The 11,483-nt window shown below is 57.8% G+C and carries 10 protein-coding genes; 5 read left to right on the top strand and 5 right to left on the bottom strand.

Annotated elements, in window-relative coordinates:
• Positions 1–8 precede the first annotated feature (8 nt).
• Positions 9–2,996: a type I restriction endonuclease subunit R gene (locus NKJ81_RS29120; RefSeq protein WP_352542551.1), complete on the top strand. Its 2,988-nt coding sequence runs from the start codon at positions 9–11 to the stop codon at positions 2,994–2,996.
• A 285-nt stretch (positions 2,997–3,281) separates the two neighbouring features.
• A complete protein-coding gene (locus NKJ81_RS29125; RefSeq protein WP_502904350.1) occupies positions 3,282–3,941 on the top strand; it encodes a DUF2726 domain-containing protein in 660 nt (219 codons plus the stop codon).
• 275 nt (positions 3,942–4,216) lie between these two features.
• On the opposite strand, the gene NKJ81_RS29130 is transcribed toward NKJ81_RS29125, so the two are convergent.
• Positions 4,217–4,516, bottom strand: coding sequence for a hypothetical protein (locus NKJ81_RS29130; RefSeq protein ID WP_352542553.1), 300 nt, complete (start codon positions 4,514–4,516; stop codon positions 4,217–4,219).
• Positions 4,517–4,726: 210 nt separating this feature from the next.
• Here NKJ81_RS29130 and NKJ81_RS29135 point away from each other — a divergent pair, with 210 nt between their 5' ends.
• Complete coding sequence (locus NKJ81_RS29135; protein ID WP_352542554.1) at positions 4,727–4,864, top strand: hypothetical protein; 138 nt, start codon at positions 4,727–4,729, stop codon at positions 4,862–4,864.
• 277 nt (positions 4,865–5,141) lie between these two features.
• Here NKJ81_RS29135 and NKJ81_RS29140 read toward each other — a convergent pair whose 3' ends face one another.
• The 4 genes from NKJ81_RS29140 to NKJ81_RS29155 form a co-directional block, all read right to left on the bottom strand.
• A complete protein-coding gene (locus NKJ81_RS29140) occupies positions 5,142–6,164 on the bottom strand; it encodes a site-specific integrase (RefSeq protein ID WP_352542555.1) in 1,023 nt (340 codons plus the stop codon).
• Entirely contained in the window at positions 6,154–7,236 is a 1,083-nt protein-coding gene (locus NKJ81_RS29145) for a hypothetical protein (RefSeq protein WP_352542556.1), read from the bottom strand. Before NKJ81_RS29145 ends, NKJ81_RS29140 begins: the two co-directional genes overlap by 11 nt.
• 236 nt (positions 7,237–7,472) lie before the next feature.
• Complete coding sequence (locus NKJ81_RS29150) at positions 7,473–9,194, bottom strand: adenylate/guanylate cyclase domain-containing protein (RefSeq protein ID WP_352542557.1); 1,722 nt, start codon at positions 9,192–9,194, stop codon at positions 7,473–7,475.
• A 437-nt stretch (positions 9,195–9,631) separates the two neighbouring features.
• Complete coding sequence (locus NKJ81_RS29155) at positions 9,632–10,147, bottom strand: hypothetical protein (protein ID WP_352542558.1); 516 nt, start codon at positions 10,145–10,147, stop codon at positions 9,632–9,634.
• A 494-nt stretch (positions 10,148–10,641) separates the two neighbouring features.
• On the opposite strand from NKJ81_RS29155, the gene NKJ81_RS29160 reads away from it, so the two are divergent.
• On the top strand, positions 10,642–10,941 hold the full coding sequence (locus NKJ81_RS29160; RefSeq protein WP_352542559.1) for a hypothetical protein: 300 nt from the start codon (positions 10,642–10,644) through the stop codon (positions 10,939–10,941).
• A gap of 67 nt (positions 10,942–11,008) precedes the next feature.
• Positions 11,009–11,483: transposase (locus tag NKJ81_RS29165; protein ID WP_352542560.1), on the top strand; the 475-nt coding region annotated here is incomplete at its 3' end.

Raw genomic sequence — 11,483 nt, forward strand, 5'->3', positions numbered from 1 at the left:
TGGAATCCTTGATCGTCGGCACGTTGACTGGCGCGTCATCAACAGACGATTTCCCCAGGGCCGCCGTCGCAGAAGAGAGTAGCCCATACATCGGCCCCAACGACTATGTCGAGGGACACCCCAACGATTTCGATCGGGTCCACGCGCTCGACATCGCCCAACTCGCAGCCTTCATCCACGCCACCCAGCCGGATCTTGTCGGTCCGCTGTCGATTGACGCGGACACGCCCGTGCGGCGCTCATTCCTAGCGCGCGTGCGCGGCGAGATAACCGCGCGCGGCGTTATCGACGTGCTGCGTGCCGGCGTCCGCCACGGTCCCTATGAAGTGCGGCTTTACTATTCATTGCCGTCGCCGGGAAACGTCACGGCGGCAATGCGCTTCGCGGACAATCGCTTCTCGGTCACGCGCCAGCTCGGCTACTCACTCGATACTGCGCGGCGCGCACTCGACCTAGGCCTGTTCATCAACGGAGTGCCGCTGGCCACGTTCGAGTTGAAGAATAGCCTGACCGGCCAGACAGCCGCTCATGCGGAGGCGCAGTACAAAACCGACCGCGACCCGAGGGAGCTGATTTTCCGCCCCGGCCGCTGTGCCGTTCACTTCGCGGTAGACGATCGCGAGGTGCGGATGTGCAGCCAGCTCTGCGGACAGAAGAGCTGGTTCCTGCCTTTCAATCGCGGCTGGAACGATGGCGCGGGCAACCCGCCCCATCCGAACGGCATCAAGACCGACTATCTGTGGCGCGAGGTGCTCGCCAAGCGCAGCCTCGCCGACATCATTGAAAACTTCGCGGGCATCGTCGAAGAGCGGGACGCGCGCGGCAGGATCACCGCGCGCAAGCCGATCTTCCCGCGCTACCATCAGCTCGATGTGGTGCGGGCGCTGTGCGCTGACGCGACTGATGGGGGCGCCGGCAAGCGCTACCTGATCCAGCATTCGGCAGGTTCGGGCAAGTCAAACTCGATTGCCTGGACGGTGCACAAGCTCGTGGGGCTGGAACGCGAAGGCACCCCGGTGTTTGATACCGTGATCGTGGTGACCGATCGCCGTGTACTCGACAAGAACCTGAAGGACACGATCAGCGGCTTCGGGCAGACAGCCCGGCTGATGGGCCATGCGGAAGATGGCCAGTCGCTCCGCAGCCTGATCGAGGCAGGCAAGAAGATCATCGTCACCACGATCCAGCGATTCAGCGTCATCTACAACGAAATGGGGTCTTTGCACCGCGGCCGGCGCTTCGCAATCGTCATCGACGAGGCGCATTCGAGCCAGGGTGGGCGTGCCGCAGGAGCGCTCAATCGGGCGCTCGGCGATACAGAAGACAATGACGAGATGACCACCGAGGACCGAATCCTCGCAGTCATCGAGGGCAGGCGGATGCTGGATAACGCCAGCTACTTCGCCTTCACCGCGACGCCGAAGAATAAAACCCTCGAACTGTTCGGCGAGGGCTATGAGGAAGAAGGAGTGGTCAAGCACCGGCCGTTTCACCTTTATTCGATGAAGCAGGCGATCGAGGAAGGATTCATCCTCGACGTGCTCGCCCACTACACACCGGTCTCCAGCTATTATCGGCTTGCCAAGACAGCGGCGGACGACCCGGAAGTCGACGTCTCGCGCACCTTGAAGTCGCTGCGGCACTATGTCGAAGGGCACGACCACGCCATCGCCACCAAGGCCGGGATCGTGGTCGATCACTTCCTCGACCAGGTGATCGCACGACGCAAAGTTGGCGGCGAGGCGCGCGCTATTATGGCGGCGGACGGAATCGAGCGTGCAATTGATTATTGGCGGGCGATCAACGCCGCTCTCACTAAGAGGGGTTCGCCATACAAGGCCATCATTGCGTTTTCGGGCACAGTCGACGATGCGGGCGAGCAACGTTCGGAGGCATCGTTCAACGGATTTCCAAGCAGTGAGTTGGAGGAGAGGTTTGAAGCCGATCCTTATCGTTTCCTGGTGGTGGCCGACAAATATTTAACCGGCTTCGATCAGCCGAAGCTGTTCGCCATGTACATCGACAAGACACTCGCGGGAGTGAAGGCGGTGCAGGCGTTGTCCCGTCTCAACCGGGCCCGGCCGGGAAAGACGGAACCGTTCGTGCTGGATTTCCGCAATGATCCGGCCGTTATCGAGGCTGCCTTCTCGGATTTCTATAGGACCACGATCCTATCTGGAGAGACCGACCCCAACAAGCTCCACGATCTCAAGCGGGGGCTCGACGGCGCCGGCATCTATACTGATGAGGTTGTCGGAAACATCGTATCGCTATTCCTGGAGGCGGCAGCGCGGGACCGGCTCGACCCGATTCTGGATGCATGCTCGGCGCAATATGAGCAGTTACCGGAAGACGATCAGATCGCCTTCAAGGGCTCGGCCAAGGCGTTCGTTCGGACCTACGCGTTCCTCGGCGCGATCTTGAGATACGCTGTCCCTGAATGGGAAAAACTGTCGACATTTCTGACCCTGCTCATCCCGAAGTTGCCGAGTCCCGCAGGCGACGAAACGCCTGTCGATGTGCTCGAGACCATCGACATGGATAGTTACCGCGTCGAAGTCGAGACAGCTATCGAGATAGCATTGGCCGATGCGGACGCTGAGATTGATCCAGTCCCTGCCGGTGCCGCTGGCGGTCGCCCCGAACCTGAAATCGACCAGCTCAGCAGGGTCATCCGCGATTTCAACGAGCGTTTTGGAGCGACAGAGTTCCGCGATCAGGATCGCGTCACGCGTTTCCTGTTCGAGGAACTGCCCGAAAAGATCGGCGCAAATGACCGGGTGCAGAACGCGTTGCGAAACAGCGATCCCCAAAACGCCCGGATCGAACATGACCGAGCGGTTGATGACGAGCTGCTCGGAAGCTTGGCCGATCACACCGACCTCTACGCGCTATACAACACCGACAAGGCGTTCAAGGCATGGCTACAGGATCGGCTTTTCGCGGCGGCAAAGCGATTCCAGGAACCGGCATCAGGAGATGACGCGACCGCCTGAGAACGCCGCTGTTACGGGCGGCGCAGGCAGTGCGAGTCGCCGCGTTTTGGCTTCCAGCGGGATTTGTGGGAGTGCGCGCAAGCTAGACGAATGCACGCCCCTTTATGTCGGTGGCGGCATCCAGGGAGTAATGGGAGGGATCAATTCGCACCTCGTCCCGGTCGCCCCAACGGCCATGCCCTTTGCCACCGCAAAATCGTCGTTGCAGACCGCTCGACTCTTTACTGCTATAAGCTAACCTCAGGTGCCAACGAACGATCTGCATCGCGGAGGTAGCTTTTCTGCATGCCACCCGAGTTTAGTGAGCCAATGCAGCAAGTCCTTCTGCTATTCGGCATTCTGCTAGCTGGCGTCCTTACTGGCATGGCATTGGAACGCTCCCTATCAAGGAAGCGGAGGCAGGCATGGAAGGAAAGGAACCGCTGGCGCGGGGCGAAAGAGCGTAGTGGTGGCGACATACTTAGCGGACTCTGGGTCACTCCCAAGCCTGTCTCGGCGCCACCGAAACTAACTGATCCTGCCGACCAGTTGCGCATTGTGATGGGAGCCCAATTCACCGTTCAGCCGCTTCTCAACAAAAGCGAGGTACGTGTCTTCAAGGAACTTGACCGCATGGTGATCAGCTGCAATCCCGGATGGCAAGTAATGGCCCAAGTGTCATTGGGCGAAATTCTGCGTAGCACGAATGCAGAGGCTTACAGTTGCATCAACTCGAAACGAGTGGACCTTCTTCTTGTGGACGAGACCTGTCAGCCTCGACATGTAGTCGAATACCAAGGCATTGCGCATCATCAAGGTACGGCAGCAGCGCGTGATGCCGTCAAGAAAGAAGCCCTGCGACGGGCAGGTATCAGCTATCACGAGATTGTCGGCGGTCACACGACACCTTCTGAACTCAAACGACTAGTCGAGAAACTCGTGGCTAGGCCAGGGGCGGCTGAATAGCTACCCCACGGTGTTCGGTCACCCAAGCCATGGCGGCACGCTGAAGGATCTTTTCGGATGGCATTGCCTCAGCTATCGTTTGCAGCCCGCGCAATTGTCGAAGGTCGATCAAGGTCAGTACACCGACGGCAAACCGGTGCCTATTCGGCAGGTAGGTAACGGGAGAGCACGGCATCGCAGGCGGTGACTGGTCTAACCTGATATTTTTGCTATCGAGGCCTGTGTCACCCCGCCTGCCGCTTGGCACGAGGTCAGTAACGTCCCTTTCATCACGGTCAACATCCAGCGTTGTTCAAGGCATCAACGAAGGTCTTTTCCGAGACCGAGGTCGTGAGCGTATCCATGTAAATCTTCATGGAGTCCGCTATTGAGGAAAAATTACTCTTGTCGTACCGGTACCAGATGCAGTTTTGCAAGAAAGATGCAGCGCGACTGGGGATGAAAACGCTGTGGAGATTATAGGCGAGCAGCATTCGCCCGAGGGCTGCATCCTTGAGATCGGCGCCCATCGTCGCCCGCGTAGCGACCGAGACGTTGACCCCAAACGAGATGTCTCCGCAGACCGCATTGATCATGTGCCATATGGCACTACACGTAGCCACAGTCTTCCGGTAGCGACTGTAGTAACACGCCGCCGCCCCGCTTCGTGACGCGTAGACCTCCTGAGCTGACTCTAGACCTTTGTGAGGTGGACACAGATATGCAGGCCACCCGGCGGGATGGAATGCGCCGGGGCAGTATCGTCCGCTCTCGTAGTCGGCCGTTTGATCGTTGAAGAATGTCGGATGTTTACCACAGTTCTGACGGCCAAGCTCGCAGATCTGGTGATAGTCAACATCAGACACAGGATAGACACCGCACACGGCGCCGTCCCGCCGATTGATGAAAAACGTCTCAACATGCCGCTGATCGACATTTCTTGAGTGCAGAGCCACAACCGGTGTCTTGCAGCCCGGAGAGAGGAGCAACAGTGCGGCGGCAAGAGCTAGCCGGAGCACAGATCGATTCTCGTGCGAACGACAGAATATGCCCACGACATTGCTCTCCGTCTGCCCATCGCTACGGGAGCTGCTTATTAAATGTGATCGGAGCCGGAATTCTCCCGACTCGCCGGTCGCAAGCCCCCCGATACTGCGCGATCAGAGTACCAGAACTTTCAAACTTTGGCATGTCTTCGGATGCACGGCCGACGAAGATGCGTCATAATATTGTGCCCGCTGCGTTGCAGTTGAACAGGTCGCCGTCCCGAATATAGCGACCGAGCATGGCATCGCTGGCGTGGCCGGTCTGTGCCCTGATTTTATAGGCTTTTGCCCCGGCCATTGCCGCGCTGGTAACGAACCCAGCTCGAAGCGAATGGCCGGAGAAGCGTGACGGGTCGATGTTCGCGTCGGCCACACGCTCCTTCACCACGAGCGAGACGGCTTCTGCGGAAAGCCGCTGTTCGCTCAAGTGGCCGTGGCGGTTGACCCCCACGAATATTGCTCCGGCAGCAATAGCGGTCCTAGACAGCCATTGATCGAGAGCGGCCACCGGGCACCAGCGCGTTCGTCCGAATGGGATAGCGATCTTACGCCCACTGCTTTCCTGATCCGTCTTGGATCGGCGCAACAAGACGACTATACCCTGTCGGACATGCTCGATGTCTTCCACATTAAGGCCGACGAGTTCGGAGCGTCGGAACCCTCCGGCGAAGCCGATCAGGAGCAAGGCTCGATCCCGGACGCTCTTTACGTCACTACCAGTCTGCTCCAACACGGCGAATAAGTCGTCGCGGAGGAGGGGCTTGGCTTCAGCTTGTGCGGTTCCGCGACTTCTTTTGATCCCCTTGATGGTGGATTTGACTAGTTCTGACACTGTTGGACTGATCAGTCCTTTCGCGGTGTGCGCTTTCGAGATCGTCGCCAAACGCCTGCAGAGCGTAGCAACGGATAGGCGTTCCGCATATTCCGCGAGATAGCTAGCAATAGCTGTATCGGTTGCCGGGATGGTCCCTCCCCAGGCCTCGAAATGCGCGAGATCGCCCAAGTAAGCGCGTTTCGTGTTTGCCGCTAGACTCTGCTCGACGTACGTGGTCACTCTATCTGGTAAGCAAGTGAAATTAACTTCATTCTCCGCGCACCTCTTGTCTGCCCCGTCCACCGCCTCTGCATTTGGATCGCGTTGGCCATTGTTGAGTCGTGTTAGATGAGAGTTATCCGCTGTTAGCCGACTATAGAACATGTTGGCGCTCCTCGTTCAGGATCGAGATGTCGGCGCGAAGCATTGAGATAATTTCGCTCGCGTGGGGGCAATACGGCCCCTGGCATTCCATTTCCCAGGACCGTCGCAGTTCGTCCGCCACCGGCCACCGATAGTGGTTCCGCAAGCGCTCGCCTTCGACTGCAAATAAAATATCTCCGAGGAAGTTGACCTGCTGCGAAGATGGGATGTGCCGCCGGATCCAGCGGGCCGTCTGACAATCGCGACTGAGCAACCTTTGCAGCGCATGTCGTCCCTCCCTCGAATATCGATCCAACGCCCAGCTCGGCACGACCCCGCACATCGTCGCCGGCGGAAAGTCGTCATCTTCGACCGCCATTGGCCCGCCCGCCTTCAACGTCGAGATCAAGACGACAAGCGGACAGAGGACCTGGCTGGTACGCCGAAACCCTTCCCGCGCAACCTCGACCAGGGTATGTGGATAAGCGGTCTCGCACATGGCATCGAAGACCGTCTGCGGATCCCCCTTTCTTGTGCGCAGATGTGGCGATGGGCAACGGTCGGTTCCCACGGCGTACCAAAGGGCCAAAGCTCGCTTCGGCAGGGAGGCATTGCTGTCCGCGATCCGCAGCAGTTCAGGCATCGTGCTGTAGGTGAGGCCAAGCCTGCAATGCTCGTAAGCAGGATGACGCTCGGCAACCATGAGGAGATCATCAGCAGCGCGACACTTCGGTGCGTTCACCAGCCGCTCGAGAATAAAACTCGCGACACCCCATTCCCCACCGACCCTCGACCGGAACGTTTTCCCAGCCAGGGCCGCGACCACGAGGCTCACAGTATCGAGATCGGCCACGCTCACATCTTCGAATGCAATGACGCCGCAGCGACGCCAAAACCCGGCGTGTGCTTGGCGAAGTAGCGTGGCGGCTGCCTGCATTGCAAATTGCCGATGCCCCCGCCGGATTGCCTTCTGTAACAAAGCCATCGCCAGCCAAGGCGAGATTTCGAGTGGGTCGGGAATAGGTGGAGTGTAGTGTCGTACCTGTTGCGCCAGATCAGCTCGTAGGCTGGCGAGGATATCGGGACCGTTCATTGCCTTCCTCCTTGAAGAGTTCAAGGGGAGAGCTGAGAACTTCAGTCCCACTATGAGCGTAGGTGAATTTCACCTATGTGCAAGTTATTATTCGGTTTTTCTCGATGATGACGCGCTTAGCAGCCGTAAATGATGGCAAGAACGAACCCTTCGCGGACCTTCCCCGAGGCCGGGGCATAGGCAAATCCTGACCTTAGGACGACATCGCGAACACTCGCGCCAATCCGGCAGCATCGCTACTCGGGCAGTCCAGCCAGCCGAAGACTCTCGGCGATGAAGTCGCGATCCTCCTGTTTTCGAAATGGGTCGATTTCGACATACCGGCCGATTGTCATCTCAGGCATTACCGACATGAGTTTCTCAATTTCCACCTTTGCCTCACCTACATGACCAAGGCGTGCATGGCACATCGCTAAGTCGCCATGAATGTACCAAAACGGGTGGACCTGCCGAGAAAATGCCAAGATCGCTTCTTGATATCGTCGCAGCATTAGCAGAGCCATGCCCCGGATTTCCCAGTGCCATGTCGCCGGAATTGGATCGCGCTGAAGCAACTCATCCATCGTCTTGAGCGCTATTGCGAAGTCACCGTTTCGCAAGAACAACTCTGCCTGGTATGCTATTGCAACGGCATTGGCCGGATTTAGGCTGATGGCCCGCTCCAGGTGAGAGGCTGCCAACTCGTATTGCCATTTGAGAATAAGGGCCATTCCGAGTAGCGCATGCCCGATGGAGTCGCCTTCATCCAAGCCAATGGCGGTTCGAGCGGCGGCTGCCATTTCGTCGAGCGTGCTCGCTTGCGCGTTTTGGAGGTACTGCACGTAGAACGTGGCGGCTCGCATAGCATAAGCAACGGCGTATTCAGCATCCAGTTGGAGAGCCCTGTCCACAAATGGCATTGCTCGTGGAGCATCGTGCAAGGCAACATATTTTTTTGCCAATTGAACGCATTCATAGGCCGCTAGGCTCGGGATGTTCCGCTTGCTCGCATCATTGGCTATGGCCAATTGAAGGCGCGATTCAAGCGTGACAACAATGGTCCGGACAACTTCGTCTTGGACGACGAAGATATCTTCAAGTTCGCGATCATAGCGTTCAGCCCAGAGTTCCTGACCAGTGGGGCTATAGATAAGCTGTGCCGCCACGCGGACCCGTTTGCCGATGCGCCTCACGCCACCAGTTACGATAAATTCGACATTCAGTGCCCTTGCGATTTCCTGAGTGCCAAGGCCCTTCCCCTTGAACGAAAACGATGAATTTCGGGCAATCACGAACAGGTTTCGGAAGCGCGAGAGCTCAGTCAGAATGTCTTCCGCGATGCCTTCAGCGAAGTAATCCTGCTCCGGATCTCCTCCCATGTTGGAGAAAGGCAGCACGGCTACGCTGCCCGCCCGCGTCCCCGAAGCACGCGGCATGGCGGCGGTCTTGGGTAACGCACCGTCCAAAAGGACATTGTACACGCGCATCGGCTGCTCGATATTCTTAAGACTGTGCTCGCCGGTATCCTCGAAAGCCAGTTCGAGTTTATTGCCGACATTTTCCCGAACAGAAGCGGACACCGAAACGCCACCGGGCTTAGCGATAGCCTCGATTCGCGCCGCGATGTTTACGCCCTCACCGAAAATGTCATCGCCCTCAACGATGATGTCGCCAAGATTGATACCGATACGGAACTGAATTGGGGCCCCAGCGACGAGATTGCGCTGCCCCATCGCACGCTGGATCGCCGCTGCGCATTCCACAGCGCTCACCACACTTGGAAATTCGACTAGCGCTCCGTCGCCCATCATCTTTACGATGCGGCCGTGACGAGCGGTGACAGCGGGATTGAAGGTCTCCTGCCAAACCTCCCGCAGTGCTGCAACGGTACCTGCCTCGTCGATTCCCATCATGCTGGAGTAGCCGACAACGTCGGCTGCGAGGATGGCCGATAGCCGGCGCGTCGTCTGTTCCGCCATACCGATCCCACAGTCAATGCGCTGAGGAGTGTTAGACTGTACGAACTATTCTTGATGTCTGAAAGTCGAGATATTGCTTTCGCGGGATCACAGGCAAAAGTCCAGAATTGGCGCTACCTGCCCGTTCCGGCCGTCCGACTCGAAAGGCAACGTTCTACTCAAAGCGGCTGTTGTCGAGGCAGTTCACCCGGAAGGACAGTGCGGGACAAAAGTGTCTCCGGCAAGAAATTCTTCGACGACCTGCATGGTGATATTCGACAATCCGAAACCCGACGCTTTCTTCCACAAAAATCGACGCTCGGCACGGTTTTTCCGTTCGATCGAGTAAGTCATTGAAATAGCGTATCTATCGAACTCTCCGAACCCCCTGTAATCTCGTCAATACGGGTGTACCTGCTTGTGTCCCTGTGACAACAGAATGTCCCTATTTCCGGGCCTCATTTCGAGTGGATCGAATTCAATCTGCCGATCATGGCGATGAGCGCTTTTTCTTTGTGGCTTAGTCCCCGACGACTACGCTTGCCGCCATTCGCTACAATGGCTTTTTCGAAATCGGCATATTGATCGGGGCTGAAATACAGGACCACGCATCTAGAATGCCCCACGAGAGGGTCCTTCGGCAGCATCCGCTTCAGTTCATGCGCTTTGTGCTTCTCCGCGAGTTCGACAAGGTCCAAGGCATCCCTGTCGTCAATATGCCGGAGGACGATCTGGAGTTTCGTCCACCCTATCGCGGTCAGTCGGTCATCGGGAATCCCCGACAACTTTTCCAATTCCCTGCCGATCTGCGCCAAGTAATATGATTTCCGACGACTCGATCCCGACGCAGCAATAAACTCGGGCAGTAGCTTGTTCGCCTTCAATTCGGCAAGACATCGAGCAAGTTCGATTGAGTGATCGGGCTGCGCTGCCGATAACACAAGGGCCTCCTTCATCCGGTCGCTCTGATGCATTTGCGTTCCTCGCTACGGCTCAAATCGGCCTGTGGCTTTACTTATGGAGCGTCTCGCGCTTGGTTTTGGCAATTATCGAATTTTAGCCGGGGACCAATTCCCTCAGTAGATCAGCGCACTAGGTCTCCTTCGCTGAAACGCTGCCGTCTACAGCCGGTCTTAGTTTGGGCCCAGGTCGACGCTCGATGCTTGCGTGGCCCGGTCAAACAGCCTTACCGTCCCCATGCTTTCATCAAGGACCCGGATAAATCCCATGCATTCGCCTACAACATTCGTTCGGTGCAAGGTAGCAGCCAGCTATCTCGGCGTTTCGTGTTCCATGCTCGCAAAGCTGCGCATGCGGGGGAACGGACCCGTCTACATGAAGGCTGGCCATCGCATCGTGCTTTATAACATGAGCGACCTCGACGCTTGGCTTGCTGGGCGGCGTCGCTACTCGACGTCGCAGGTGTCTGCCGCGGAAATGAAGTTAACTTCACAAAATGGAGAATGATATGTCGATTGCAAAATTCGATCCAGCAATTGAGCTGATCCGCAGACATTGCCTTAAGGCAGTGCGGCATCAGATTGCAACGAACACGAAGGGCAAGGAGGAAAAGAAGGAGACCGGGTTCACGGAGGCGGAGTTGAAAGTCTTGCACTCGGCGGTCCGGGTCTATTCGCAACACCTGCGCTCGTTGCAAAAAGCCACCGCTACCGGAGCTAGGTCGAAAGGAGCCGCCGCAAAGGAGAGAATATTTGAAGGCTTCTCAGGTCGCTTGATCGCCACCCTGCGGGCCCTAGCAGGCTGTTGAAAAAGTGGCTCGCAGCGAGGCAGTGAGCCGTGATTCAGTGTCTCCGGAGAGATTCGGAGAACGAGGCATGCGCGGCGGGGACGACCGGTCTGGCGAACTGTTCAGTTATGTTGATCTCGAGGCTCGGGTGCGGCGCGATCATCCGTTGCGCCGCATTCGGGCGATTGTGAACGAGGCGCTTTCGGCGTTGGAGCGGGACTTCGCGGCGCTGTATTCGCCGATGGGGCGGCCTTCGACCCCGCCGGAAAAGCTGCTGCGAGCGATGCTGCTACAGGCGTTCTATTCGATCCGCTCGGAGCGGCTGTTGATGGAGCGGCTGGAATACGACCTTCTGTTCCGCTGGTTCGTCGGGATTGGCGTTGACGATGCGGCCTGGGATCATTCTGTGTTCTCCAAGAACCGCGACCGGCTGCTGGAGGGCGACATCGCCGCAAAGTTCCTGAGCGCGGTGCTGGCGCAGCCCAAGGTCAAGAGGCTTCTGTCGACGGATCACTTCTCGGTCGACGGGACGCTGATCGAGGCCTGGGCGTCGATGAAGAGCG

The organism is Mesorhizobium sp. M0018, assembly GCF_040323955.1.
GTDB lineage: Bacteria > Pseudomonadota > Alphaproteobacteria > Rhizobiales > Rhizobiaceae > Mesorhizobium.

Bases quoted from the DNA above. Each gene is read 5' to 3' on its own strand.
- NKJ81_RS29125 (WP_502904350.1), top strand. From the start codon at position 3,282: ATGCCACCCGAGTTTAGTGAGCCAATGCAGCAAGTCCTTCTGCTATTC.
- NKJ81_RS29130 (WP_352542553.1), bottom strand. From the start codon at position 4,516: ATGATCAATGCGGTCTGCGGAGACATCTCGTTTGGGGTCAACGTCTCG.
- NKJ81_RS29135 (WP_352542554.1), top strand. From the start codon at position 4,727: ATGTTTACCACAGTTCTGACGGCCAAGCTCGCAGATCTGGTGATAGTC.
- NKJ81_RS29140 (WP_352542555.1), bottom strand. From the start codon at position 6,164: ATGTTCTATAGTCGGCTAACAGCGGATAACTCTCATCTAACACGACTC.
- NKJ81_RS29145 (WP_352542556.1), bottom strand. From the start codon at position 7,236: ATGAACGGTCCCGATATCCTCGCCAGCCTACGAGCTGATCTGGCGCAA.
- NKJ81_RS29150 (WP_352542557.1), bottom strand. From the start codon at position 9,194: ATGGCGGAACAGACGACGCGCCGGCTATCGGCCATCCTCGCAGCCGAC.
- NKJ81_RS29155 (WP_352542558.1), bottom strand. From the start codon at position 10,147: ATGCATCAGAGCGACCGGATGAAGGAGGCCCTTGTGTTATCGGCAGCG.
- NKJ81_RS29160 (WP_352542559.1), top strand. From the start codon at position 10,642: ATGTCGATTGCAAAATTCGATCCAGCAATTGAGCTGATCCGCAGACAT.